Source organism: Leifsonia sp. RCC_180 (assembly GCF_058138205.1).
The window spans coordinates 374,641-397,388 of the sequence record NZ_CP200340.1; the positions used below are offsets into that span (position 1 = coordinate 374,641).

Annotated in this window: 26 protein-coding genes and 1 tRNA gene; 11 read left to right on the forward strand and 16 right to left on the reverse strand. The window is 69.7% G+C overall.

What is annotated here, in order from left to right:
- Positions 1-23: 23 nt before the first annotated feature.
- Positions 24-95 (forward strand) — tRNA-Gln (locus AB7E03_RS01890).
- Between the two features lie 80 nt (positions 96-175).
- On the opposite strand, the gene AB7E03_RS01895 is transcribed toward AB7E03_RS01890, so the two are convergent.
- Positions 176-313 (reverse strand): hypothetical protein, encoded by a 138-nt coding sequence (locus AB7E03_RS01895; protein WP_489938800.1) that lies wholly within the window; start codon positions 311-313, stop codon positions 176-178.
- Positions 314-442: 129 nt separating this feature from the next.
- On the opposite strand from AB7E03_RS01895, the gene AB7E03_RS01900 reads away from it, so the two are divergent.
- Genes AB7E03_RS01900 through AB7E03_RS01915 form a run of 4 tightly spaced genes read left to right on the forward strand, consistent with a single transcriptional unit; the run spans position 443 to position 2,224 of the window.
- Positions 443-832, forward strand: coding sequence for a VOC family protein (locus AB7E03_RS01900; protein ID WP_489938802.1), 390 nt, complete (start codon positions 443-445; stop codon positions 830-832).
- A gap of 42 nt (positions 833-874) precedes the next feature.
- Positions 875-1,213: a hypothetical protein gene (locus AB7E03_RS01905; RefSeq protein ID WP_489938804.1), complete on the forward strand. Its 339-nt coding sequence runs from the start codon at positions 875-877 to the stop codon at positions 1,211-1,213.
- A gap of 11 nt (positions 1,214-1,224) precedes the next feature.
- Complete coding sequence (locus AB7E03_RS01910) at positions 1,225-1,728, forward strand: GNAT family N-acetyltransferase (RefSeq protein ID WP_489938806.1); 504 nt, start codon at positions 1,225-1,227, stop codon at positions 1,726-1,728.
- Between the two features lie 34 nt (positions 1,729-1,762).
- A complete protein-coding gene (locus AB7E03_RS01915; protein WP_489938808.1) occupies positions 1,763-2,224 on the forward strand; it encodes a GNAT family N-acetyltransferase in 462 nt (153 codons plus the stop codon).
- Here AB7E03_RS01915 and AB7E03_RS01920 read toward each other — a convergent pair.
- The 7 genes from AB7E03_RS01920 to hpaH all read right to left on the reverse strand — a co-directional run bounded on the left by AB7E03_RS01920 (position 2,221) and on the right by hpaH (position 9,737).
- Positions 2,221-3,057 carry a hypothetical protein gene (locus AB7E03_RS01920; protein ID WP_489938810.1) on the reverse strand — a complete coding sequence of 279 codons (837 nt, stop codon included), beginning with the start codon at positions 3,055-3,057 and terminating at the stop codon, positions 2,221-2,223. The two genes, AB7E03_RS01915 and AB7E03_RS01920, sit on opposite strands and share 4 nt — an antisense overlap.
- Positions 3,058-3,104: 47 nt before the next feature.
- On the reverse strand, positions 3,105-4,238 hold the full coding sequence (gene hpaD / locus AB7E03_RS01925) for a 3,4-dihydroxyphenylacetate 2,3-dioxygenase (RefSeq protein WP_489938812.1): 1,134 nt from the start codon (positions 4,236-4,238) through the stop codon (positions 3,105-3,107).
- A gap of 64 nt (positions 4,239-4,302) precedes the next feature.
- On the reverse strand, positions 4,303-5,865 hold the full coding sequence (hpaE, locus tag AB7E03_RS01930; RefSeq protein WP_489938814.1) for a 5-carboxymethyl-2-hydroxymuconate semialdehyde dehydrogenase: 1,563 nt from the start codon (positions 5,863-5,865) through the stop codon (positions 4,303-4,305).
- Between the two features lie 27 nt (positions 5,866-5,892).
- The gene (locus tag AB7E03_RS01935) at positions 5,893-6,576 is read right to left on the reverse strand and encodes a GntR family transcriptional regulator (protein WP_489938816.1); all 684 of its coding nucleotides are present in this window, start codon (positions 6,574-6,576) and stop codon (positions 5,893-5,895) included.
- Positions 6,558-8,009 (reverse strand): fumarylacetoacetate hydrolase family protein, encoded by a 1,452-nt coding sequence (locus AB7E03_RS01940; RefSeq protein WP_489938818.1) that lies wholly within the window; start codon positions 8,007-8,009, stop codon positions 6,558-6,560. The genes AB7E03_RS01935 and AB7E03_RS01940 overlap by 19 nt, the downstream gene beginning before the upstream one ends.
- An 85-nt stretch (positions 8,010-8,094) precedes the next feature.
- Positions 8,095-8,931: an HpcH/HpaI aldolase family protein gene (locus AB7E03_RS01945; protein WP_489938820.1), complete on the reverse strand. Its 837-nt coding sequence runs from the start codon at positions 8,929-8,931 to the stop codon at positions 8,095-8,097.
- Positions 8,916-9,737, reverse strand: a complete 822-nt coding sequence (gene hpaH, locus AB7E03_RS01950) for a 2-oxo-hept-4-ene-1,7-dioate hydratase (RefSeq protein ID WP_489938822.1) — start codon at positions 9,735-9,737, stop codon at positions 8,916-8,918. The genes AB7E03_RS01945 and hpaH overlap by 16 nt, the downstream gene beginning before the upstream one ends.
- Before the next feature lie 128 nt (positions 9,738-9,865).
- On the opposite strand from hpaH, the gene AB7E03_RS01955 reads away from it, so the two are divergent.
- Entirely contained in the window at positions 9,866-10,111 is a 246-nt protein-coding gene (locus AB7E03_RS01955) for a type II toxin-antitoxin system Phd/YefM family antitoxin (protein WP_489938824.1), read from the forward strand.
- Positions 10,108-10,527 carry a type II toxin-antitoxin system VapC family toxin gene (locus tag AB7E03_RS01960; protein ID WP_489938826.1) on the forward strand — a complete coding sequence of 140 codons (420 nt, stop codon included), beginning with the start codon at positions 10,108-10,110 and terminating at the stop codon, positions 10,525-10,527. The genes AB7E03_RS01955 and AB7E03_RS01960 overlap by 4 nt, the downstream gene beginning before the upstream one ends.
- A gap of 27 nt (positions 10,528-10,554) precedes the next feature.
- On the opposite strand, the gene AB7E03_RS01965 is transcribed toward AB7E03_RS01960, so the two are convergent.
- Positions 10,555-11,124 (reverse strand): TetR/AcrR family transcriptional regulator, encoded by a 570-nt coding sequence (locus tag AB7E03_RS01965; protein WP_489938828.1) that lies wholly within the window; start codon positions 11,122-11,124, stop codon positions 10,555-10,557.
- Between the two features lie 103 nt (positions 11,125-11,227).
- On the opposite strand from AB7E03_RS01965, the gene AB7E03_RS01970 reads away from it, so the two are divergent.
- Positions 11,228-12,064, forward strand: coding sequence for an alpha/beta fold hydrolase (locus AB7E03_RS01970; RefSeq protein ID WP_489938830.1), 837 nt, complete (start codon positions 11,228-11,230; stop codon positions 12,062-12,064).
- Between the two features lie 75 nt (positions 12,065-12,139).
- Here the strand turns inward: AB7E03_RS01970 and AB7E03_RS01975 are convergent, their stop codons facing one another.
- Together AB7E03_RS01975 and AB7E03_RS01980 are read right to left on the reverse strand one after the other, a co-directional pair.
- A complete protein-coding gene (locus AB7E03_RS01975; RefSeq protein ID WP_489938832.1) occupies positions 12,140-12,946 on the reverse strand; it encodes a hypothetical protein in 807 nt (268 codons plus the stop codon).
- On the reverse strand, positions 12,943-15,525 hold the full coding sequence (locus tag AB7E03_RS01980) for a DUF4062 domain-containing protein (RefSeq protein ID WP_489938834.1): 2,583 nt from the start codon (positions 15,523-15,525) through the stop codon (positions 12,943-12,945). The genes AB7E03_RS01975 and AB7E03_RS01980 overlap by 4 nt, the downstream gene beginning before the upstream one ends.
- 152 nt (positions 15,526-15,677) lie before the next feature.
- Here AB7E03_RS01980 and AB7E03_RS01985 point away from each other — a divergent pair, with 152 nt between their 5' ends.
- The gene (locus tag AB7E03_RS01985; RefSeq protein ID WP_489938836.1) at positions 15,678-17,078 is read left to right on the forward strand and encodes an MFS transporter; all 1,401 of its coding nucleotides are present in this window, start codon (positions 15,678-15,680) and stop codon (positions 17,076-17,078) included.
- Positions 17,079-17,089: 11 nt separating this feature from the next.
- Here AB7E03_RS01985 and AB7E03_RS01990 read toward each other — a convergent pair whose 3' ends face one another.
- From AB7E03_RS01990 to AB7E03_RS02000, 3 genes are read right to left on the reverse strand one after another with little or no spacing between them, the layout of a single operon-like run.
- Positions 17,090-17,893 (reverse strand): alpha/beta fold hydrolase, encoded by an 804-nt coding sequence (locus AB7E03_RS01990; RefSeq protein ID WP_489938838.1) that lies wholly within the window; start codon positions 17,891-17,893, stop codon positions 17,090-17,092.
- Positions 17,894-17,915: 22 nt separating this feature from the next.
- Positions 17,916-18,113 (reverse strand): hypothetical protein, encoded by a 198-nt coding sequence (locus AB7E03_RS01995; RefSeq protein ID WP_489938840.1) that lies wholly within the window; start codon positions 18,111-18,113, stop codon positions 17,916-17,918.
- A gap of 54 nt (positions 18,114-18,167) precedes the next feature.
- Positions 18,168-19,823 carry an HAD family acid phosphatase gene (locus AB7E03_RS02000; protein WP_489938842.1) on the reverse strand — a complete coding sequence of 552 codons (1,656 nt, stop codon included), beginning with the start codon at positions 19,821-19,823 and terminating at the stop codon, positions 18,168-18,170.
- A 146-nt stretch (positions 19,824-19,969) separates the two neighbouring features.
- On the opposite strand from AB7E03_RS02000, the gene AB7E03_RS02005 reads away from it, so the two are divergent.
- Entirely contained in the window at positions 19,970-21,259 is a 1,290-nt protein-coding gene (locus AB7E03_RS02005; protein WP_489938844.1) for a SufS family cysteine desulfurase, read from the forward strand.
- Positions 21,256-21,693, forward strand: coding sequence for a Fe-S cluster assembly sulfur transfer protein SufU (gene sufU / locus AB7E03_RS02010; RefSeq protein WP_489938846.1), 438 nt, complete (start codon positions 21,256-21,258; stop codon positions 21,691-21,693). Before AB7E03_RS02005 ends, sufU begins: the two co-directional genes overlap by 4 nt.
- 131 nt (positions 21,694-21,824) lie before the next feature.
- Here the strand turns inward: sufU and AB7E03_RS02015 are convergent, their stop codons facing one another.
- Together AB7E03_RS02015 and AB7E03_RS02020 are read right to left on the reverse strand one after the other, a co-directional pair.
- On the reverse strand, positions 21,825-22,106 hold the full coding sequence (locus AB7E03_RS02015; RefSeq protein WP_489938848.1) for a hypothetical protein: 282 nt from the start codon (positions 22,104-22,106) through the stop codon (positions 21,825-21,827).
- 110 nt (positions 22,107-22,216) lie between these two features.
- Positions 22,217-22,714, reverse strand: a complete 498-nt coding sequence (locus AB7E03_RS02020; RefSeq protein WP_489938850.1) for a MarR family winged helix-turn-helix transcriptional regulator — start codon at positions 22,712-22,714, stop codon at positions 22,217-22,219.
- Positions 22,715-22,748: the final 34 nt, after the last annotated feature.

Genomic DNA, 22,748 nt, shown 5'->3' on the forward strand with positions numbered 1-22,748 from the left:
GCCCGGGCCGTGGTCCGGAGCGATGGGGTATGGTGTAATTGGCAACACGGCGGTTTCTGGTACCGTTGTTCTTGGTTCGAGTCCAGGTACCCCAGCAGTAAAATCCAGTCGAAACCCCGGTGATCACCGGGGTTTTCTGCATGTCGGGCGCGTCACAAAACGCTCGGGTCCGCATTCAATCGGGCTCTTCGTCCGCTTCCAGTTCTTCATCCGCGTCGACGAAGTCGTCGTCCACCTCGGTGGCAGCTGTGGCCGCTTCGGCCTGGGCCTCCGCCTGCTCGGCGGCGGCCTCCTCGCGTCTGTGTCTGGCCATGCGCATCCCTTTCGACCCTTGCATCATAGGAGAGCCTCTGTGCGGACCGTTAACGAAGGAGAAACCCGCCCGGATCTCCTTCGATCGACCGTCTTCCCATCCGGCGTCCACAGCGGGAGGATACGGCCCATGACAGACACGGAGGGCGCCGGCATCGTCGGCGTGAGCACGATCGGCATCCTGGTCGCGGATCAGGATCGCGCACTCGCGTTCTATCGGGACGTCCTGGGGCTGGAGGTGCGGATGGATGCGCCGGTGCCGCAGCTCGGCGGCCGGTGGATCATGCTCGGTGCGCCGGGCTCACCGGTGACGGTCTCGCTGGTCCTGCAGAAAGACGAGGCGCCGGCGGGGGTGGAGACCGGCATCCGCTTCGAAGCGAAGGATGCGGACCGCGCTCACGACGCGCTGGTCCGGGGCGGCGGCGAGGTGGGCGAAGTGCTGCGCTGGCCGGGCGTCCCCGCCATGTTCGCCGCGCACGATCCCGACGGGAATCGATTCGAGGTCGTGGAACTGACGTAATAGGGCGGAGGCCCGGTAGGGTGGGCGAAAAGGGGGTCCACCATGACGCAGTTGATGAAGGAGTTCGAGCAGGCCGAGCGGCGCAGGCGGCGCAGCATCCTGCTCATCGTGCTCGCCTGCCTGGCCGGTGTCGGCGTGTGGCTGACGGCTCCGCTGGGCGTCGTGGAGCTCACGCGCGGCTCGGCGATCGGCTGGATGCTCGTGGCCGCTGGTGCGGTTCTCGTGGCGGCTACGGTGCTCGCGATCGTCGCGGCGGTCCGCCTGCGTGCGGTCCCGGAAAGCATGCCGGGCAAAGCGAACGCGCGGTTCGACGAACCGCAGGCGTCGCAAGATCCCCGCGGAGGCTACTCCATGGTCGGCACGCAGCTCGGCTCGCACTGACGCACTCCGCCGTGGGCGAGGTGGAGGTCCGTCCGGCGCTGCCTGGCGAGTGGGAGGCGGTCGGCGGTCTGCGCTGGGACTCGGTGTACGAGTTCGGCGGAGAGGCGCTGGATGCTCGCGAGGTCTTCGCGGCGCAGTTCGCCGCCTGGGCCGGAGGTCACCGCGACTCCCACGAGTGCTTCGTCGCCGTGGAGGATGGCCGGGTCGTCGGGATGACGTGGCTCGCAATCGTGCCCCGCGTGCCGAGCGCTCGGGCGTTCGATAGGGCCTCCGGCGACCTGCAGTGCGCCTACGTGGAACCCGGCCGGCGCAACCGCGGCATCGGCGGACGTCTGATCGACGCGATCGTGGGCCGTGCACGCGAGCTGGGCCTTGAGCGCGTGACCGTCCACTCCAGCCCGCGAGCCGTCGTCGTCTACGAGCGCCACGGCTTCGCGGCGGAGGGGCGTCTGCTGCACGTCTACGTCGTCCACCGTGATGCCCCGGCGGTAGGGGCGGGCGGCGATGCACGCTGACATCCGCCGTGCGAGGCCGGAGGATGCCGCCGCGATGGCACAGGTGCACGTCGAGTCGTGGCGGCAGACGTACCGCGGCATCATGAGCGACGAGTTGCTCGACGACCCCGGCCTTCTGGAGCGCCGGGTCCGATTCTGGACCGCCGCCCTCACCGACGAACGCTTCTCCGGCAACAGGGTCGCCGTGGCCGAACGCGACGGCCGGATCGTCGGCATCGCGATGTCCGGGCCCGCCAGTGACGCGACGGAAGCCGCGCGCCCGACCGAGCTCTACCTCCTCTACCTGCTCGCCGATCACCACGGCTCGGGCCTCGGCCGAGGACTTCTCGATGCGGTGCTCGGCGACGAGCCGGCCTCCCTCTGGGTGGCCGATCCCAACCCACGGGCGCAGGCGTTCTACCGCAAGGCCGACTTCCGGCCGGACGGCGAGGAGAAAGTGGAGGAGGGCATCCACCACCTCCACCTCGTGCGCGGTCCGACAGCCACGCAGGTCTAGCGGCGAGCCGGATCCAGGTTGACGCCGATTCCCTGCTTCAGCATGGGTTCGGACGCACCGATCAGCAGCTCCGGGTTCAGCCAGACCAGCTGCACCTCGGTGAGGCCGAACCGGCGGGACACCATGTAGAGCGTGTCGAGCGGGTTCGGGATGTACGTGGCGAGAGTGTCGCCGTCCATCAGGACGCGGCCGTGGGCGTACAAGACCACTCCGTGGTCCACTGCCTTCAGATGCGGGAAGGGGGAAGGCAGGGTCCACGTGACCGCTGCGACGGCGATCACCCGGGCGTCGCTGGAGACGGACTCTTCGATGGAGTGCAGGAACGACGGGTCGTTGAGGGCTTCAAAGCCCGGCGCGAGTTGCAGGACGAGCTCGCCGTCCGGGTCGACTCTGTTCAGGTCTGAGATCAGGCTGAATCTGCTTTGGGCCTGGATGTTCTCCGGCAGGCCGTCGTACCTCTTTCCGGACATCAACAGGTCGAGGCCGGAGAGCGCCGCCAGGCCAGCGCCGGAGGAACCGGTGGGCCGGATGCGCACCTCCACCTGCTTGTCCGAGTTCACGACGATGCGCACATCTCCGGTGAGCGGATGTTGGGCGACGGGATCCGTGATGGGGTCGTGCGCCACGGCCACGAGCCGGGCGGTCCCGATCGTCTGACCGGGAACCCTCGGGTCCGGCAGCTGCTCGGCGATCGGAACGGCAGCAGGGGCCTCGGTGGGGGCAGCGGTGTGCGCCGGCCGTGGCGGAGCGAGCAGTGCGCATCCTGACACGAGCCCGACGACAGCGGCCACGACCAGGGCCGCGGCGACGCGACCCACCCCCCAACGGATCATGGGTCGACCTTAGCAAGTCGCCCGCTCCGCCGAGGGGTGGATGGGCGCTAGACCTGCGCTCCCAGCTTGAAGCCCCGCGGCTCGTCGTGCTTGCGCGTGTACGAGAAGCCGTCCGCTCCGATGGTGACCTCCATCTCGGAGTCGTCGGTGCGGCTGGTCAGCGGCTGCGGGTTGCCGTCGAGGTCGAGGACCGTCGACGCCTCCGTGTACCAGGAGGGGACGACGGGGTTGCCCCACCAGTCGCGGCGCTGGTTGTCGTGCACATCCCAGGTGACGACGGGGTTGTCCGGGTCGCCGGTGTAGTAGTCCTGCGTGTAGATCTCGACGCGGTGGCCGTCGGGGTCGCGCAGGTACAGGTAGAACGCGTTCGAGACGCCGTGGCGGCCGGGGCCGCGCTCGATGCAGTCGCTGCGGCGCAGGGCGCCCAGCTTGTCGCAGATGGCGATGATGTTGTGCTTCTCGTGCGTGGCGAACGCGACGTGGTGCATCCGAGGGCCGTCTCCGCCGGTCATGGCGGTGTCGTGGACGGTCGGCTTCCGGCGCATCCACGCGGCATAGGTGGTGCCCGCTTCGTCCTGAATGTCCTCGGTGACGCGGAACCCGAGGTCCTCCATATATTTCACGGCCTTGGGGACATCCGGCGTGACCTGGTTGAAGTGGTCGATGCGGACGAGCGCCCCCGGCGTGTACAGGTCGTAGCGCCAGGCGAGGCGCTCGACGTGCTCGACCTCGTAGAAGAACTCGTAGGGGAAGCCGAGCGGGTCCTCCACGCGCACCGAGTCGCCGACGCCCTTCGTGAAGCCGGAGGCGCGACGCTCCACCCGGCAGCCGAGCTCGGTGTAGAACTCGACCGCGCGGTCCAGGTCCTCGGGGGTGCGCACGCGGTACGCGAAGGCGGCGACGGCCGCGACCGGTCCCTTCCGCAGCACCAGGTTGTGGTGGATGAACTCCTCGAACGACCGAAGGTACACGGCGTTCTCGTCCTCCTCCGTCACGACGAGGTCCAGCACATCGACGTAGAACTCGCGGCTGGCGGCGAGGTCGGTGACGACCAGCTCCATGTAGGCGCAGCGCACGACGTCCGGCGGAGTGGCCTTCGGCGTGGGGATGCGGTCGGCCGGCGCCGGGATCGGGTCGCCGGCGGTCACGATGGGCTCCGGGGAGCCGGGGGTGATGCTCATGGTGGTGCTGTTCCTCTGCATTGAGTGAATCGAGTGGGGATCGGGCGCCGGGTTGGGCGCCGGGTCAGGCGTCGCCGGCGTCCTCGGCCGCCTCTCCAGCCTCCTCCGGCCGGTGCACGGTGGCGCCGAACCGGGCGGTGTGGACGGGGCCCAGCGTGATGTGGACGGCCTGCTGGTCGGTGTAGAAGTCGATTGAGCGGTAGCCGCCCTCGTGCCCGAGTCCGGAGGCCTTCACGCCGCCGAACGGCGTGCGCAGGTCACGGACATTGTGAGAGTTGAGCCACACCATCCCGGCCTCGACGTTCTGGGCGAAGGTGTGCGCGCGCTGCAGGTCGCTCGTCCACAGGTAGGCGGCGAGGCCGTAGCGGACGCCGTTGGCGAGCTCCAGCGCCTGATCGTCGGTGTCGAACGGGGTGATCGCCACGACCGGTCCGAAGATCTCCTCCTGGAAGATTCGTGCGTCGGGGGCCACATCGGCGAAGACCGTGGGGGCGACGTAGTTGCCGGTCTCGAGACCCTCCGGACGACCGCCGCCGGCGAGCAGCCGGCCCTCCTGCTTGCCGATCTCGACGTAGCTCATCACCTTCTCGTAGTGCTCGGGGTGCACGAGCGCGCCGACCTCGGTCTTGGGGTCGTGCGGATCGCCGACGACAATGTTCTTGGCGCGCTCGGCGTAACGAGAAAGGAACTCGTCGTAGACCGGACGCTCGACGAGGATGCGCGAACCGGCGGTGCAGCGCTCGCCGTTCAGCGAGAACACGCCGAACAGAGTCGAGTCGATGGCAGCGTCGAGGTCGGCGTCGGCGAAGACGACCGCGGGCGACTTGCCGCCGAGCTCCATCGAGAGCCCCTTCAGGAACGGCGCGGCGTTCGCGAAGATGATCTGCCCGGTGCGGCTCTCACCGGTGAAGGAGATGAGCGGGACATCGGGATGCTTCACCAGCGCGTCCCCCGCCTCCTCGCCGAGTCCGTTGACCAGGTTGAAGACGCCGTCCGGGACACCGGCGGCACGGAAGATCTCGGCCCAGAGGCTCGCGGACAGCGGAGTGAACTCGGCGGGCTTCAGCACGACCGTGTTGCCGGTGGCGAGTGCGGGCGCGAGCTTCCAGCTCTCCAGCATGAACGGGGTGTTCCACGGCGTGATCAGGCCTGCGACGCCGATCGGCTTGCGGTTGACGTAGTTGAGCTGGCTGCCCGGCACCTTGTAGGCGTCGTCGGCCTGCGCGACGATCAGGTCGGCGAAGAACCGGAAGTTCTCGGCCGCGCGCTGCGCCTGGCCCAGCGCCTGCGTGATCGGGAGGCCTGTGTCGAAGGTCTCGAGCTCGGCGAGGCGGGCATCCTGTGCCTCGACCGCGTCGGCGATGCGATTCAGCACGCGGGCACGCTCGCGGGGCTTCATCCGCGGCCAGGGGCCCTCCTTGAACGCGCGGGTGGCGGCGGCGACGGCGAGGTCGATGTCCTCCTTCTGACCGGCGGCGGCCCGCACGTAAGTCTCGTTGGAAACCGGGTCGAGCACGTCGAACGTCTTCCCCGACACGCTGTCGACGAAGGCTCCGTCGATGAAGTGCTGGATCTTGTCCGGCAGGTTCTCGGGGATGTGGTGGGTGGATGCGGGGTGCTGCGCCATGCGCGGCCTCCTGTCGGTAGAAAACGGTCAGTGCTGCTGCGTGTGCTCGCTCTGGTACGCGTGCAACGACTGGAGCGTGGCCAGCCGGTGCCGACGCGCGGCGAGTTCGATCTCCAGCGCCTCCGCGCCGGATTCGATGAGCGTGAGGATCTGCTCGTGCTCGTCGACCGACTCGCGGGCTCGGCCGGGCACGAAGCTGAAGGTGGAGTCGCGAAGCACCGTCAGGCGGTTCCAGCCGCGGTGCACGAGGTCGAGGATGTGCGGGTTCGGGCACTCCTCGTAGAGCACCGAGTGGAATTCCTGGTTGAGCTGAGTGAACCGGTGCGGGATGAAGTCGTCGAGGCACGCGATCATCTCGCGGTTCACCGCGCGCGCCCGGGCGATGTGGTCGGCGGTCAGCAGGGGAGCGGACAGCTGGGTCGCTGCGCCCTCGACGAGCGCCAGCGTCTCCATGGTGTAGGTGTACTCGGCCTCCTGCAGCAGGCCGACCTGGGCCCCGACGTTCTTCTCGAACGTCACCAGGCCCTCCGCCTCCAACCGCCGGATCGCCTCGCGCACGGGGACGACGCTGATGTCGAGCTCGCCGGCGATCTGCCCGAGCACGAGCCGGAAGCCGGAGACGTACCGGCCGTCGTCGATCCGGGCGCGGATGAACTCGTAGGCCAGCTGCGACTTGCTCGGTGCCGCGGTCTTCAGCGCTGCGTCAACCATGCGCGGTACCTCTCTTTCCATTCGGCGTTCATCGGGAAGAGACCGTCGACGGGGGCGCCCTGGGCGACCTGCTCGGCGATGAACTCCTCTTCGCGCTCCTGCTCGAGGGCATCGGCGACGACCTCTTCGACGAGGCCCGGCGGGATGACGAGGAGGCCGTCCGCGTCGCCCACGATCACGTCGCCCGGCTGCACGGCCGCTCCGCCGCACGCGATGGTCACGTCGGTGTCCCAGGGCACGTGCTTGCGGCCGAGCACCGCGGGGTGCGGGCCGTTGTGGTACGTGGGGATGTCGAGGGCAGCGACCACGTCGAGGTCGCGCACCCCGCCGTCGGTGACGATGCCGGCGGCACCGTTGACCTGAGCGCGCAGGGCCAGCACGTCGCCGACGGTACCGCTGCCGCGCTCGCCGCGGGCCTCGATGACGAGCACCTCGCCGGGGCCCACGGCGTCGAAGGCGCGCTTCTGGGCGTTGTAGCCGCCGCCGTGAGCGGCGAAGAGGTCTTCGCGGTTGGGGATGTAGCGCAGCGTCCGTGCGGTGCCGACCACCTTGGTGCCGGGACGCGTGGAGGTGAGGCCGTCGATGGACACGTTGTTCAGGCCGCGCTTGCGCAGTTGCGAGCTGAGCGTGGCGGTGGCGACGCTGGCCAGCTTGGCCCGCAGCTCCTCGGTCAGGGTCCAGGCGGGTTCCGGCGGAGTGCCCCAGGCCTCCGCGCGCTGATGGTCGTCGGGGCTGGGCTTCGTCCCGACGTCGCCGAACGGGATGCTGCCCTCGGTGATGCGGGTGACCAGGCGGCCGGTGCTGGGCGCGCCGGGCGCGGTGGGCGCATCCACTTCGACCTCGACCGTGTCGCCTGGCTGCGTGACAGAGGAGCCGGCGGGGGTCCCGGTGAGGATGATGTCGCCGGGTTCCAGGGTCATCAACTGCGAGAGGTCGGCGATGAGCCGGCCGAACGGGAAGAGCAGGTCGTCGGTCGTCCCCTCCTGCACGAGTTCGCCGTTCAGCCAGGTGCGGACGCGGAGGGCATCGGGGTCGAGGTCCTCGGCGGCCAGGACGCCGGGCCCGACCGGCGTGAAGCCGTCGCCGCCCTTGGAGCGCACATTCGAGCCTTTGTCTGCGGCGCGCAGGTCGTAGAGGCCGAAGTCGTTGGCGGCGGTCACGCCCGAGACGGCGGCCCAGCCGTCCTCCGGCGAGACGCGGCGCGTGGGCCGGCCGATGATGAGGGCGATCTCGCCTTCGAAGGCGAGCAGTTCGGTCCCGGCCGGGCGTTCGAGTTCCGAGCCGGTCGCGGCGAGGGAGGAGGTGGGTTTGAAGAAGTAGGACGGCTGGGCCGGGGTGCGCCCCCGCTGCGCGGCGCGGGAGCGGTAGTTCAGGTGCACCGCGATGATCTTGCCGGCCTGTTCTCGCAGTCCGGTCGGGCTGGTGGCGCTCACGGGTGGCGGCTCCTCGTCGTCGGGGATGGGTCCCGGTGGACCGTATTCGAGATCATATACGATTCCCCTTCTCCAGACAATGCGTTCAATAGCTGGCAGGGGCGGGGGAGCCCGCGTCCGGCTCTGAGGTCCGGATGAAGCGGTCGGCCAGGGCCTCCGACGCCCGGGCGAGCAGGGTCACGTCGGCGCCGACGAGGACGTAGGCCGCGCCCGCGGCCGCGTAGCGATCGGCGGTCGCCGGATCGAAGGCGTTCACGCCGACCGGCGTACCCGCGGCCCGGCCCGCGGCGATCACGCGCTCGACGGCGGCGATCACGTCCGGGTGGTTCTGCTGCCCGAGCAGGCCCATCGACGCAGCGAGGTCCGCCGGGCCGACGAGGAGCGCATCCACGCCCTCGACCGCCGCGATGCCGGCTGAGGCCTCGAGTCCCTCCACCGTCTCGATCTGCACCGTCAGCGACACGAGGTCGCTAGCGCGGGCGAGGTAGTCGGGGATGCGACTCCAGCGCGACGAACGCGCCAGGGCGCTGCCGACGCCGCGCACGCCGTGCGGCGGGTAGCGGACGGCCCGCACCATCGCCTCGGCCTCGGCGACGCTGTCGACCATCGGCACCAGGATGTTCTGCGCACCGAGGTCGAGCAGCTGCTTCAGGAGGACCGGATCGCCGATCGGCGCACGCACGAGCGGCACCGCCGGATACGCGGCGACTGCCTGCAGCTGGGCGAGGATCGACTCGAGGCCTACGGGGGAGTGTTCGCCGTCGACCAGGACGATGTCCAGTCCGCTACCGGCACAGATCTCCGCCACGAGCGGACTTCCCGCGCAGGACCACATTCCGTACAGCGTGCGGTCGGCCGACCGCAGCCGGTCGGCGAAGGTGGGCGTCGGCTCGTGCATCGACGGGTTCAGACGAATCGGCATGTGACGGCTCCCAGGGTTCCGTAGTCGGCGTGGACGGTGTCGCCGCGCTCCACCCACATCGGTCGGGTGAACGACCCGGCCAGGACGATGTCGCCGGCCTCGAGGCGCGTGCCGTGCTGGGCCAGCTTGTTCGCCAGCCACGCGACGCCGGTCGCCGGGTGGTCGAGCACCGCGGCGGCGACGCCGGACTCCTCGATGGTCTCGTTGCGGTAGAGCAGGGCGGAGACCCAGCGAAGGTCCAGCGTATCCACCGCCACCGGCCTGCCGCCCACGACCATGCCGCCCATCGCGGCGTTGTCGGAGATGGTGTCGACGATCGTGCGGCCCTGCATCTCGATGCGCGAGGACAGGATCTCGAGAGCCGGGACGACGTACCGGCTCGCGCTCAGCACATCGAACAGCGTGACGTCGGGGCCCTCCAGCGGCTCCGCGAGCACGAAGGCAAGCTCGACCTCGATGCGGACGTTGGAGAACTGATCGAACGGGATGACCGAGCCGGTCTCGTAGACCATGTCGGCGAAGATGGCGCCGTAATCGGGCTCGGTGATCCCGGTCGCCTGCTGCATCACCTTGGAGGTCAGCCCGATCTTGCGGCCGACGAGCCGGCGGCCGTCGGCGAGACCGCGCTCGACCCACACCTTCTGAACGGCGTAGGAGTCCTCCACTGTCATCTCGGGGTGGCGGGCGGTGAGCAGGGGGACCGTCTTCCGGTCGCGTTCGGCGGTCGCGAGTTCGTCGGCGATGGCTTGGATGGTCGGGCTGTCGAGCACCGGTGGGCTCCCTTCGGCATCGGAGGAGGAACGCATGCGCCCCGAGTGGATCGTATATCTTCCTGTACACCTCGGCCAGGTGCTGTGGGTGTGAATGCCTTCATAGCCCGGGGAACGGGGCGCACCCTGATATGGTTCTACGTAGCTACATACGAGGGGACGAGATGGCCATCATCACAGCGCGGGCATTCAATCAGGACACGTCGGCGGCGAAGCGGAGCGCGGCAGCAGAGCCACTCATCATCACCGACCGCGGCGAGCCGTCGTACGTGCTCCTGACGTACGCCGAATACGAGCGCCTCACCGGCGGAACTCGGAGCATCGTCGATCTTCTCCGGCAGGACGAGCGGGGAGACTTCGACATGGAGTTCCCGCGCGCTCAGGTCAACGCGAAGCGGATCGAGCTGTGAAGTGGCTTCTCGATACGGACGCTCTCAGCGCGACGCGGCGACCTGAACGCGCCGATCCGGCGGTTATCCGCTGGCTCGAGCTGCAGAATCCCTATTCGCTGTACATCTCCGCGATGACGATGTTCGAGATCGAACTGGGCACGGCGCAGAAGGAGCGCAGTGATCCTTCGCACGGCGCGGACCTCCGGCGTTGGGTGGATGACGTCCAGATGCTCTTCGGAGAGCGCATTCTGCCGGTGGATCATGAGGTCGCAAGCGTCGCTGCCTCCTACCACGTGCCCGATCCGCGGCCCGAGAGAGACGCGTTGATCGCAGCAACGGCCGAAGTGGGAAGGCTGGTCGTGGTGACGCGCAATACGCGCGACTTCGAGCGCTTCGGCGTCACTCTTTTCAATCCGTGGCCGACCGGACGGTGAACCGAGCCGCGCCCCTCAGCGCGCCCCTCAGTGCGCGCCGGCCGGTAGCGCCGCCCGGATGAGCACCTGCGCCGCCGCGCGTGCGTCGGCCGCAGCGTCGGGGGTGCCGGCGATCGCCGCGGTCGTCTGCGCACCCTCGGCGAGGATCGCCAGCTGCGGGGCCAGCGCGGGGGATGCCCCCGCCTGCGCGGCGATCTCGGCGACGAACGCCTGGAACGACTCCTTGTGGCGCCGGGCGGCCTCGGCGACGCGCGGATCTGCGGCTCCCAGCTCTCCGAAGGCGTTGATGAACCCGCAGCCGCGGAAGGTGTCCTGGATGAACCAGTCCGACAGGTAGTCGTAGATCGCGAGGAGCTTTCCCTCCGGGTCGGCGACCGTCGCGACGCGAGCGGCCACGCCGTCGGTCCACAGGTCGTGGCGCTTGGCGAGCACGGCGAGCACGAGGTCGTCCTTGGAAGGGAAGAGCGTGTAGAGCCGGCGCAGTGAGACGCCGGCCGCATCCCGCACCTGGTCCATCCCGACAGCGTGGAAACCGCGTGCGTAGTAGAGGGCGTCGGCGGCGTCGACGATCCGGCTGCGCGTTTCTTCATCCACCATACTCCGATTCTAGCTTGACTGAGAACGATAGTTCTCATAGAGTCGTCATCACCGGCGAGAACGATCGTTCTCACCGCAGCGGATGAACGAAAGGAACGCGACGATGTCGTACATCACCGTCGGAACCGAGAACAGCACCCCGATCGAGCTCTATTACGAGGACCACGGAAGCGGGCAGCCGGTCGTGCTCATCCACGGCTTCCCGCTGGACGGTCACTCCTGGGAGAAGCAGTCGGCTGCGCTGCTCGAGGCCGGCTACCGCGTCATCACGTACGACCGTCGCGGCTTCGGCCAGTCGAGCCAGGCGAGCACCGGCTACGACTACGACACGTTCGCCGCCGACCTCCAGGTCGTGCTCGAAACGCTCGACCTCCGGGATGCCGTGCTCGTCGGGTTCTCCATGGGCACGGGCGAGGTCGGTCGGTACCTCGGCCGTTACGGCTCGGAGCGCATCGCCAAGGTCGCGTTCCTCGCCTCGCTCGAGCCGTTCCTCCTGAAGACGGACGACAACCCGGCCGGCGCCGCGCCGCGCGAATTCTTCGAGGGCATCGTGGAGGCGGTGAAGGCGGACCGCTACGCCTACTTCACCCAGTTCTATAAGGACTTCTACAACCTCGACGAGAACCTGGGCACCCGCATCAGCGAGGAGGCCGTGCGCAACAGCTGGAACATCGCCGCGGGCAGCGGAGCGGTCGCCTCGGCAGCGGCACCGCTGACGTGGTTCACCGATTTCCGGGCCGACATCGCGAAGATCGACGTCCCTGCGCTCATCCTGCACGGCACCGCCGACAACATCCTCCCGATCGACGCCACCGCGCGTCCCTTCCACGCGCTTCTCCCCGAGGCGGACTACGTGGAGGTCGAGGGCGCGCCGCACGGCCTGCTCTGGACGCACGCGGCCGAAGTCACCGAGGCGCTCCTCGCCTTCCTCCGGAAGTAACCCGCCCCCGGCAAGAGAACAGGCGGGCGTGGAGCAGGCGCGGTGCGGACCTCGGGCGGTCCGCGCCGCGCCTTTTCACCGTCGGTGTCGTTCGGCCCACACGTAGAGGGCGACGTAGGCGACGAACGACGCGCCGAGGCCGCCCACGAACAGCGCGGCCGACGGCCGCTCCCACAGCAGCTCGCCCGCGCGGAAGCCGAGCGCGAGCAGCATCAGCGCGAGCGCGACGAGCTGCGCCTGGAAGATCTGCCGGAACGCGCTCCACCGGGCATCGCCGAGCATCCACACGTTCACCATGCCGGGGAGGGTGAGGATGGCGCCGCACACTCGCGCGGTCAGTGGGGTGAGCGGCCACGCCCACACGGAGATGGCGAGCTGCGGGACGACGAACAGCACCAGACCGGTCACCAGCGAGCAGAGGCCGATCAGGGCAAGCAGGATGCGCACCCACCCGGGCAGCACGGCATCCTGCTCGATCAGCCCTCCCTGATCTTCGCCGCGGTTCACGATCATGGCGGCGAGCACCAGGAACGGCGTGAGCACGTACAGGGTCACCCAGACGATGAACGACAGGTGACCGAAGTGGAAGCGGTCCCAGTGCAGGAAGGTCGCAGCAGCCAGCAGCGTCGCGAACAGCAGGACCGCCGGGAAGCCGTGGCGAACCGAACGCCACCGGTTGGGCCTCACCACATGCACGAAGAACACGATGCCGCCGGCGTACGCGCTGCCGAGCAGCATGGCCGTGATCGGCGGCTTGATCGTCCACGCGAAGAACAGGTCGGTGGTGTCGGCGAGCGGGTAAAGCAGCACGAAGGCTGCGACGAGGAACGGGAGGATGATCGCCCCGACCAGCCGAGTGTACGGGTGGATGCGGTCGCTCATCCGGCCGCTCGTCCTTCCGCCAGCTCCACGACGGCATCCGCCGCGAGGAGGCGTCCCTCGGTGACGGCGGCGTCGAACGCGTCCCGGTCGGCGCCCGCCGCCAGCATCCCGTCGACGAAGAGCTGGTGGAACGTGAACACCGGAGCGTTGTACAGCCCCGTGCGCTCGCGGAGGGCACGGGAAGCGCCCAGCAGCCGACCGGACCGCTCGGCGTCGCCGGCGAGGGCGGCGACGGCGACCATCCCCTCCAGCCCGTAGGCGATCCCCTCGACGTGACCGAGCCGTCGGGAGAGGGCGAGGCAGGCCGAGAAGTCGGAGGTCGCACCGGCCGCGTCCCCGAGGAGGAGCCGCGCCCAGCCGCGGTGGTGCTGCGCGATCGTGACTCCCAGGTCGTCGCCGTTGTCGCGGGCGAGCGTCAGGCTCTCCTCGAAACGGGCCAGCGCATCCCCCACCTGCTGGCGCAGCAATGCCACCCTGCCGAGCATCACCAGCGCCATCGCCTGACCCCAGCGGTCGTCGCGGGTGCGGAAGAGGTCGAGGCTGGCGTCCATCGCGTCGTTCGCCGCGCTGTCGTCCGGTGCGGGGGAGGCGAGCACGGCGAGCGCGTAGGAGATGAGGGCGAGCGCCTCGCCGTCGGTGTCCCCGGTGCGCCGGAACAGGTCGGCACTCTCGGTGAGGGCGGTCGCCACCGTTCCCTCCGGGTCCTGCCAGAAGGTGATCGCCTGCGTGAAGTAGAGGGCGATCGCGCGAGTCCGGTCATCCAGCGGGTCGCCGGAGGCGAGCAACTCGTCCATCCAGCCGCGGACCTCGCCGAGGAGCCCCGCGACCCACCAGTACAGGTAGAGGCTCCAGGCGAAGTGGGCGGCTCGCTCCCACTCCCGCTCGTCGAGCAGGTGCCGCACCGCCGCGCGGAGGTTGCCGGTGTCCGCGCTCAACCGCACCACCCAGTCGTGCTGGGCGGCGTGCTCCAGCGCGTCATCGGCACGGTCGCCGAGGGTGACGAAATAGGAGGCGTGGGCGTCGCGGGCCCGGGCAAGCTCACCCTCCTCCTCCAGCCGCTCCACCGCGTACTCGCGGACGGTAGCCAGCAGCGAGAACCGGGCCTCGTGGGCGTCGTCGTGCTGGCGGACGAGGCTGTTGTCGACCAGGGCGCCGAGCGCCGAGAGCACATCATCCCCGGGCTCCTCGTCGGCCACCTCCCGGACGGCGGCGTCGACCGCCTCGGCCGCCTCCAGCGTGAATCCGCCCTGGAAGACGCCGAGCCGGGCGAGCAGGACGCGCTCGGGCTCGTCGAGGAGCTGCGCGCTCCACTCGATGGTGGCGCGCAAGGTCCGCTGGCGCTCCGGCAGGTCTCGAGCACCGCCGACGAGCAGCGGGAGCCGCCGGTCGAGGCGACGCGCGAGTTCTGCGGGCGGAAGCACCCGGATGCGCGCAGCACCGAGCTCGATCGCGAGCGGGACCCCGTCCAGCGCCGAGCAGATCCTGCCAACGTCGTCGGAGTTCGCCGGCGTGATCTCGAAGTCGGGACGCACCGCGTGCGCCCTCTCGACGAACAGGCGCATGGCGTCGTCGGAGGGAAGAGGGTCGAGTTCGTAACGTCGCTCGCCGCCCACCCGCAGCAGCGACCGGCTGGTGACGATCGCGCTGACCCCGGGGGCTGCCGCGAGCAACTCGGTGACCGCCGGTGCCGCCGCGAGCGCCTGTTCGAAGTTGTCGAGCACCAGCAGCACCCGCCGGTCGCGGACTGCCGTGGTCACCTTGTCGAAGAGCGGTGCGTCGCCGGTGTCGCGCACGCCGAGCGCCTGGGCGAGCGCCGCCGTCACGGCATTCCGGTCGTGTGCGGGCGCGAGATCGACGAACACTGCGCCGTCGGGGAATCTCTCGCCGAGGCCGGCGGCCGTGGCGATCGCGAGCCGGCTCTTCCCGATCCCGCCCGGCCCGGTGATGGTGACGAGCCGGGCGCCGTCGGCGAGCATCGCGCGCACGGCGGCGATGTCGTCGGTCCGGCCGACCAGCCGCGTCAGCGGCGACGGGAGCGATGGAGCGCGCGCCGGCGGGGGTTCGTCACTCGGGCGCTCTCGGCCCGAGTCGATCCGGCTGAGCTCGAACCGCTCGGCGAGCATGGTGGCGAGGTCCGCCTCCAGCAGCACCTCCAGCTCCTGCGCCGACTCGATGTACTTGAACGACGCGCGGTCGTCGGAGCGGATGCGGTTCAGCAGTTCGGTGAGCCGCTCCTCCCGGGCGGGCGCCGGGTCCTTGATGTAGATCAGGCGGGGGAGGTCGGGCGGGCACAGGTTGTACTCGTCCTCCAGCCCCGACACCTCCTCGTCGGGAGCGACCCATCCATAGCGCTCCCAATACAGCCCGACGAAGACGTCGCTCTGGTCGAGGTAAGCCCGGTACAGCTCGCGCGGTGGATGCGGCCGCGCGCCCAGCTCGAACATGACCGGGGCGAGGTGCAGGCGCTCTATGGCGGCCCGCGCAGCCCGGCGTTCGGGGGCGAGCTCCTTGAGGGTCGAACTGACGAAGACCCGCAGCCTCTGGTCGGGCGTTCGGATCACGCGGGGTGCCGCGTCCATGCACGCATTCTGTTGCACTCGGCGCCCGGCGCAACAGGGGGTCCGGGGATGCGGTCAGCCCCATTGCGTCGGATCCGAAATCGTATATCATTGGCGAAATCGGAGCGCCGCTCCGTGACAACGACGTCGCACCACCCCGGGAGAACACAACGATGAGCGCATCCCCCTTCACGCCCACCGGCAGCATCCGATCTCAGAAGGATCGCCGCAGGGTCGTCTTCGCAACCGTGATCGGCACCACCGTCGAGTGGTACGACTTCTTCATCTACGCGTCGGCCGCCGGCCTGGTCTTCGGCCAGCTGTTCTTCGCGCCGGCCGGACCGCAGTTCGCAACCATGCTGGCGTTTCTGACGGTCGGCGTGAGCTTCCTGTTCCGGCCGCTCGGCGCGTTCCTCGCCGGTCACTTCGGCGACCGGTACGGCCGCAGAGTCGTGCTCGTGGCCACGCTGATCCTGATGGGCCTCTCCACAGCCCTGGTCGGCCTGCTGCCCACGTATGAGGCCATCGGCATCGCCGCGCCCATCCTGCTCGTGCTGCTGCGCGTGCTACAGGGCATCTCGGCCGGCGGCGAGTGGGGCGGCGCGGTCCTGATGGCCGTCGAGCACGCCCCCACCGCCAAGCGCGGCCTGTTCGGAGCGTCCCCGCAGATCGGCGTCCCGCTCGGACTGCTCCTCGCTTCCGGCGCGATGGCGATCATGACGCAGCTCGCGCCGGGCGACGCCTTCCTCGCGTGGGGCTGGCGCGTGCCGTTCCTCCTCTCGGTAGTGCTGATCGCCATCGGCTACTGGGTGCGCCGCCGGGTCGAGGAGAGCCCGGTGTTCACCGAGATCGCGGTGCGCCGCGAGCGCACCCGCATGCCGATCGTGCAGGTGTTCCGCAAGCACGCCCTCCTCGTGATCGTGGCGGCGTTCATCTTCGCCGGAAACAACGCGGTCGGCTACATGACCACCGGTGGTTACATCCAGAACTACTCGACCGACCCGGAGGGCCCGCTGAAGCTCGACCGCGGCCCGGTGCTGTGGGCGGTCGCCGGCTCCGCGGTGACCTGGCTGCTGGCGACGGCATTCGCCGGCTGGGTGAGCGACCGGATCGGCCGCCGCAACACCTACATCGTGGGATGGATCCTGCAGCTGATCGGCGTGTTCGCTCTGTTCCCGCTGGTCAACTCGGGCAGCGTCGGGATGCTGTTCCTCGGACTTGCGATCCTCACGATCGGCCTCGGCTTCACGTACGGCCCGCAGGCGGCGCTGTACTCGGAACTGTTCCCGGCGTCCATCCGCTTCTCGGGCGTCTCGATCTCGTACGCGATCGGCGCGATCCTCGGCGGTGCGTTCGCCCCGACGATCGCGACCGCGCTGGTGCAGGCGACCGGGACCACCCTGTCGGTGACCTGGTACCTCGCGGGTATGACCGTGATCGGGCTCCTCGCGACGCTGGTGCTCCGTGACCGCACGGGCATCCCGCTGGGCCCTGACCATGAGGCCGAGCAGGCGGCGAGTCCCATCCGCGGACTCTCCGGCCGGCGGGAGCCGGTCGACGCCGTCCGCGGCTGAGGCGCAGCCGGTCAGCCCACGACGAAGCGGATCAGGTGCGGAGCGACCGCATCGGCCGACACGTCGTGGGTCTGACCGGCCACAACCTCGAACGTCCCGTCCTGTGAGCTTGCGGCGACGCCTTCCGCACCGAACCGCAGGAAACCGGGGCTCTGCTCCCCGGCCAAGCCGAGCACCGGCACGCTGATCGCCTGCAAGAGCTCATCCGGGACGCGGCTGTCACCCATCGCGGCGTCGTCGTAAGCGAGCGTCGGTGCGAGGGCGAGGGTGGCGTCCCACCCGGGGGAGTTCCGCATCCCCTCGATGCCGGCCTCGGGCACGCCGACGCGGCGGAGGAACAGCTCGACCGCGCCCGCCCGGTCGCCTGCGGCGAGCGCCGCGAGGAGGTCGTGGGTGTAGCCCTCGGCGGAGGACAGCATCGGGTCGGGAAGGTACGGAGGTTCGTAGACGGCGACGCGAGGCACGCGTGCGGGGCCGAGCGCCGCGGTCGCCGCCAGCGCGAGTGCGCCGCCGGACGACATCCCGAACAGCGTGGCCGAGCCGCCCGCTGCCTCCACCAGTGCGGCGATGTCGTCCATCTCGCGTGCGACGGCGTCGGCCCGGGCCGCGGGGTCGGCCAGCCGGTCGGCGCTCGCTCCGCGGCCGCGGCGGTCGTAGAGGACCACCGACGTGCGCTGGCGCAGCGCTTGCGCGATGGGCCGCATGGGTCCGGCGTCGCGGAAGCACATGGCGCCGTCGATCAGCACGATCGCGGGGCCGCTCCCATCGAGCTCGTAGGCGATGGATGTTCCGTCGGAAGACGTGACCGTGCTCATGGCACGAAGCGTAGTCTCCCCGTCAGCGCCCGTGCCGCCTGCGCACCCCGAAACCGATGAGCACCCCGCCGCCGATGGCGACCAGCACGCCGGCGCCGCGGATGAGCCAGTTCACGTCGGAGGTCACCGCATCCACCAGCAGCGGGCCGGCGAGGCCGACCACGACGAGGGCGATCCCGAGGATGAAGAACCAGGGGGAACCGTTCGTCCGCTCGACCATGCCCCGAGCCTACCGGGGCCGATCGACCAGACGAGCGGTCGAGCGGACGGGCGGCTACGGCAGGTAGTACGTCGGGTTCGGCAGCTTCACCGCGCGGTCGGCGTGGCCGCCGATGAGGTCGCTGTACTGGTCACCGAAGTTGGCGACGATGTCATACCGGCCGCCAGACGGCGACTCGATGTGCGCTCGCGTCTGCGACTTGTACTCGATGGTCGTGCACTTCGCGGTAGCGCAGCTGACGTATGCGGGCTGCTGGGAGGCGCCCACACCCGTCCACTTGGTGTAGAAGTTCTGCGCGGTGAAGCCGGTGTAGCCGACCTTCGCCAGGTTGCCGAGCGTGGCCGCCTTCTGGTCGTCGTTGCGACCGGTCAGCCCGATCAGGGTGCAGCCGGCCTTCTGGGCGACCGCCGCCAGCGTCGTCATGTGCGGTGTGGCCGGGAAACGCTGCTCCTGCACCCAGACGTTCTGCTCGACCGGGTCGAAGGTGAAGTGCATGTCCGCCACCTCCATGTCGTAGGTCCACAGCGTCGTGTCGTCGGTGTCGAGCACGATCGCCGGGTTCTTGTGCAGCTTCTTCTCGACGAAGCAGGTGGCGGCGAGGACCGGCGCCTGGCGCTGGACGATCGAGCGCAGTTCACGGATGTACGGCGAGTCGGTCTTGTTCGCGATGCCGGTGCCGGGGTCGCCGTAGTAGGTGGCGATGGTCTTCTTGACCGAGTCGATGTTCGGGATGCCCTCGCCGCCCTGGGTGGCGCCGCTGGAGCCGTCCGGGGCCATCGTGAAGTGCGTCCGGGGAGCGAGACGCGGCTCGGAGACGCCGGGCAGATCGGCCGACGGCAGGTAGTACGTCGGGTTCGGCAGCTTGAGCGCCTCCTGGGCGTACCCGCCCTGCAGGTCGGACCACTGGTCGCCGACATTGAGCGTGACGGTGTAGCCGAGATCCTGGATGTGCTTACGCGTCAGCGCCTTGTACTCGACCGTCGTGCAGCTGGCCGCCGCGCAGGTCACATACGAGGGCTGCTGCGAGGTGCCGGTGCCCGTCCACTTCGTGTAGAAGCGGTCGGAGGTGAAGGCCGTGTAGCCGACCTTGGCGAGGTTGCCGAGGGTCGCGGCCTTCTGGTTGTCGTTGCGGCCGGTCAGTCCGAACACCGTGTAGCCCATCGCGGCGGCCTGGTTCACGAAGTCGACCATGCCGGGAGTCGCGGGGAAGCGCTGGCCCTGGACCCACACATCCTGCTCTGCCGGGTTGAAGGTGAAGTGCATGTCCGCGACTTCCATGTCGTAGGTCCACAGCGTCGTGTCGTCGGCGTCGAAGACGATCGCCGGCTTCTGGCCGTGCTGCACCGCGCGGTCGTAGTCGGCCTTCAGTTCGGTCTTCTCGCGGCCGAGGATGCTGCCGAGCTCGCGGATGTAGGGCGAGTCGGTCTTGTTCGAGATGCCGGTGCCGGGGTCGCCGTAGTACGTGGCGATCGTCTTCTTGACGGAGTCGATGTTGGCGATGCCCTCGCCGCCCTGGGTGGCGCCGCTGGAACCGTCCGGCGCCATGGTGAAGGTCGTCCGTGGTGCGAGCGAGGTTCCGCCGTGGCCGGGATCCCAGGCGAGGGCCGCGGGTGCGTCGGCGAGGCCCACGCCGAGCGCCAAGGCGACGACCCCCGCCGCGCCGATCAGCGCTCGGCGGAGGCGGGAGGATGTGAGGGAAGAGTCGGACATGACGCACCTTTGCGGATCAGAGCCAGGGAGTCTGCCCCCATCCGGGGGCCGGGAGCAGCCTAGCGAAACGGGTCCGCGAGGGGAAGCGAATCAGCGACGACACACTCAGCGGGAGTGAAGTGAGCCCCGGTAACGTTGTCACCGGTATGCGCTCCACGACTCTCGACCCGGCCGCCCTCCGTGCGGACTTCCCGATCCTCTCCCGGGAGGTGAATGGTCACCCCTTCGTCTATCTGGACTCCGGGGCCACGTCGCAGAAACCGCGGCAGGTGCTCGACGCCGAACGCGCCTTCGCCGAGCGCTACACCTCGGCAGTCCACCGCGGCGCTCACACCGTGGCGGGGGAGGCCACCGAGCTGTTCGAGGACGCCCGCGCCCGCGTCGCCGCGTTCGTCGGCGCACAGCCGGACGAGCTCGTCTGGACCTCCAACGCCACCGAGGGGATCAACCTTCTCGCCTACGGGATGTCGAACGCTTCCCTCGGTCGCGGAGGCGCGGCCGCCGAGAGGTTCCGGCTCGGGCCCGGCGACGAGCTCGTCGTGACCGAGGCGGAGCACCACGCCAACCTCATCCCGTGGCAGGAGCTGGCCGCGCGCACCGGCTCGACCCTCCGCGTCATCGGCCTCACCGACGACGGGATGCTGCGCCTCGACCAGGCCGCCGAACTGATCGGACCGCGCACGCGCGTCGTCGCGTTCGCCCACGTCTCCAACGTGCTCGGCGGCATCAACCCGGTCGCCGAGCTGGTCGCCCTGGCGCACGAGCACGGCGCCCTGGTCGTGCTCGACGCGTGCCAGTCCGTCCCGCACCTCGCGGTCGACCTCCCTGCGCTCGATGTCGACTTCGCCGTGTTCTCGGGCCACAAGATGCTCGGGCCGACCGGCGTGGGCGCCCTGTACGGCCGCAGCGAACTCCTGAACGCTTTGCCGCCCTTCCTCACCGGCGGTTCGATGATCACCCAAGTGACGTTGGAAGGCGCCGAGTACCTCCCGGCGCCGCAGCGCTTCGAGGCGGGCACGCAGCGCGTGTCGCAGGCCGTCGCCCTGGCCGCCGCCGTCGACTACCTCGAGGGTGTCGGGATGCCGGCGATCGAGGCGCACGAGGAGGCGCTCGGTGAGCGGCTGCTCGCGGGCCTCGGGCAGCTGGAGGGTGTCCGCATCCTCGGGCCCGGTCCTGGCGTCCCGCGGGTGGGGCTCGCCAGCGTCGTCGTGGACGGCATCCACGCGCACGATGTCGGACAGTTCCTCGACGACCGCGGCATCGCCGTCCGCGTCGGCCACCACTGCGCGCAGCCGGTGCACCGCCGGTATGGCGCGACGGCGAGCACGCGCATCAGCACCTACCTCTATAACACCGCCGACGAGGTGGATGCCGCGATCGAGGCGATCGCCGACGCCCGTGTCTTCTTCGGCGTCGCGGACGGAGCCACCCGATGAGCGATCTGCAGAACCTGTACCAGCAGGTCATCCTCGACCACGCCCGCGAGAAGCACGGCTACGGGATCGCGGGCGACGAGGCCGCCAGCTCGCACCAGTTCAACCCCACCTGCGGCGACGAGGTGACCGTCGGCGTGCGCACGGCGCCGGACGGCCGCATCCTCGCGATCGGCTGGGAGGGCCACGGCTGCTCGATCTCCACGGCCTCGGCCTCGCTGCTGAGCGACCTGGTCGAGGATGTGGACCGCGAACGGCTGGCCGCATCCATCGGCGCCTTCCGCGAGCTGATGCACTCGAAGGGCGCGTTGGAGGGCGACGAGGAGTTGCTGGGCGACGCGGTCGCGCTGGCCGGCGTCTCGAAGTACGTCACGCGCGTCAAGTGCGCGATGCTGCCGTGGGTGGCCCTCGAGGACGCCCTCCTCAAGTCCGCCTGATCCCGGCCCTTCCCCTCTTCTCCTAGCTATCGAAGGAGATTCGGCCGTCGCGCCGCCGATTCTCCTTCACTACTGCCAATCGAAGGAGATTCGGGGCCCGATCTCCTTCGATAGCCGCCGCACGTCGGCGCTTAGGGAACGGGCGCCAGGTCGACCTCGTCCGCAATCGCCTCCAGCGCCGACGGCAGCGACGGGAACGTCGTCCCGTACACGAGGCCCGACGGCCCCGCCGCGGTCCACGCCTGACCCCCCTTGCTGACGCGCCCGACGAGGTACCGCCGGTGGCCGCCGAGCACCTGCCGCTGGGCGATCGGCAAGGTGAGCGGAAACGCGTAGACGTCTCCCTGGGGAGTGACGACCAGCTCCCAGCGGGCTCGGCCCGGGTTGAACTTGCTCGTGAAGATGCGCGACATGATCGACCGTTTCTACCGCGCGGGCGCACGCCGCCGCCACGAAGATGACGACCTGTTGCGAAAGCCTTCGCCGCGTTACGTGGTCCACTTGGGCGCTCCGCCGCGGGGCGTCAGGGCTCGAGCCGTGCGAGCCAGTGGGTGAGGATGCGCTCGAGCTCGGCCGCATCCCGGCTGGTCAGCTGGTCGAGGAGGCGTCTCTCGTTCGCGATGTGGTCGGTGAAGGCGGAGTCGATGGTCTCCCGGCCGCGACGGGTGAGCGCGACTACGCGGCCGCGACCGTCGGTCTCCGACGCCCGCCGGGCGACGAGTCCCGCGCGTTCCAGGCGGTCGATGCGCTTCGACATCCCGCCGGTGGTGATCATCGTGTGCTCGGCCAGCTCGCTCGGTGTGCGCTCGTACGGCTCGCCTGCGCGGCGGAGGGTCGCGAGGACGTCGAAGTCGCCCTCGGCGAGACCGTGGGCGTCGTAAACGGCGACCAGCTCGTCGGTCAGCCGCGCGGCGACGCGGTGCAGTCGCCCGATGACGCCCTGCGGGGAGACGTCCAGGTCGGGTCGCGCGCGCCTCCATTCGTCTTGGATGCGGGCGACGGCGTCGGTGGGGGAGTCCATCCCTTCACAATACCTTCCATGGAAGCTAAAGTAA

What these genes read in the sequence shown, in the direction of transcription:
- AB7E03_RS01895 (WP_489938800.1), bottom strand. Translation starts at nt 313, where the DNA reads ATGGCCAGACACAGACGCGAGGAGGCCGCCGCCGAGCAGGCGGAGGCC.
- AB7E03_RS01900 (WP_489938802.1), top strand. Translation starts at nt 443, where the DNA reads ATGACAGACACGGAGGGCGCCGGCATCGTCGGCGTGAGCACGATCGGC.
- AB7E03_RS01905 (WP_489938804.1), top strand. Translation starts at nt 875, where the DNA reads ATGACGCAGTTGATGAAGGAGTTCGAGCAGGCCGAGCGGCGCAGGCGG.
- AB7E03_RS01915 (WP_489938808.1), top strand. Translation starts at nt 1,763, where the DNA reads ATGGCACAGGTGCACGTCGAGTCGTGGCGGCAGACGTACCGCGGCATC.
- AB7E03_RS01920 (WP_489938810.1), bottom strand. Translation starts at nt 3,057, where the DNA reads ATGATCCGTTGGGGGGTGGGTCGCGTCGCCGCGGCCCTGGTCGTGGCC.
- hpaD (WP_489938812.1), bottom strand. Translation starts at nt 4,238, where the DNA reads ATGAGCATCACCCCCGGCTCCCCGGAGCCCATCGTGACCGCCGGCGAC.
- hpaE (WP_489938814.1), bottom strand. Translation starts at nt 5,865, where the DNA reads ATGGCGCAGCACCCCGCATCCACCCACCACATCCCCGAGAACCTGCCG.
- AB7E03_RS01935 (WP_489938816.1), bottom strand. Translation starts at nt 6,576, where the DNA reads ATGGTTGACGCAGCGCTGAAGACCGCGGCACCGAGCAAGTCGCAGCTG.
- AB7E03_RS01945 (WP_489938820.1), bottom strand. Translation starts at nt 8,931, where the DNA reads ATGCCGATTCGTCTGAACCCGTCGATGCACGAGCCGACGCCCACCTTC.
- hpaH (WP_489938822.1), bottom strand. Translation starts at nt 9,737, where the DNA reads ATGCGTTCCTCCTCCGATGCCGAAGGGAGCCCACCGGTGCTCGACAGC.
- AB7E03_RS01955 (WP_489938824.1), top strand. Translation starts at nt 9,866, where the DNA reads ATGGCCATCATCACAGCGCGGGCATTCAATCAGGACACGTCGGCGGCG.
- AB7E03_RS01965 (WP_489938828.1), bottom strand. Translation starts at nt 11,124, where the DNA reads ATGGTGGATGAAGAAACGCGCAGCCGGATCGTCGACGCCGCCGACGCC.
- AB7E03_RS01970 (WP_489938830.1), top strand. Translation starts at nt 11,228, where the DNA reads ATGTCGTACATCACCGTCGGAACCGAGAACAGCACCCCGATCGAGCTC.
- AB7E03_RS01975 (WP_489938832.1), bottom strand. Translation starts at nt 12,946, where the DNA reads ATGAGCGACCGCATCCACCCGTACACTCGGCTGGTCGGGGCGATCATC.
- AB7E03_RS01980 (WP_489938834.1), bottom strand. Translation starts at nt 15,525, where the DNA reads ATGGACGCGGCACCCCGCGTGATCCGAACGCCCGACCAGAGGCTGCGG.
- AB7E03_RS01985 (WP_489938836.1), top strand. Translation starts at nt 15,678, where the DNA reads ATGAGCGCATCCCCCTTCACGCCCACCGGCAGCATCCGATCTCAGAAG.
- AB7E03_RS01990 (WP_489938838.1), bottom strand. Translation starts at nt 17,893, where the DNA reads ATGAGCACGGTCACGTCTTCCGACGGAACATCCATCGCCTACGAGCTC.
- AB7E03_RS01995 (WP_489938840.1), bottom strand. Translation starts at nt 18,113, where the DNA reads ATGGTCGAGCGGACGAACGGTTCCCCCTGGTTCTTCATCCTCGGGATC.
- AB7E03_RS02000 (WP_489938842.1), bottom strand. Translation starts at nt 19,823, where the DNA reads ATGTCCGACTCTTCCCTCACATCCTCCCGCCTCCGCCGAGCGCTGATC.
- AB7E03_RS02005 (WP_489938844.1), top strand. Translation starts at nt 19,970, where the DNA reads ATGCGCTCCACGACTCTCGACCCGGCCGCCCTCCGTGCGGACTTCCCG.
- sufU (WP_489938846.1), top strand. Translation starts at nt 21,256, where the DNA reads ATGAGCGATCTGCAGAACCTGTACCAGCAGGTCATCCTCGACCACGCC.
- AB7E03_RS02015 (WP_489938848.1), bottom strand. Translation starts at nt 22,106, where the DNA reads ATGTCGCGCATCTTCACGAGCAAGTTCAACCCGGGCCGAGCCCGCTGG.
- AB7E03_RS02020 (WP_489938850.1), bottom strand. Translation starts at nt 22,714, where the DNA reads ATGGACTCCCCCACCGACGCCGTCGCCCGCATCCAAGACGAATGGAGG.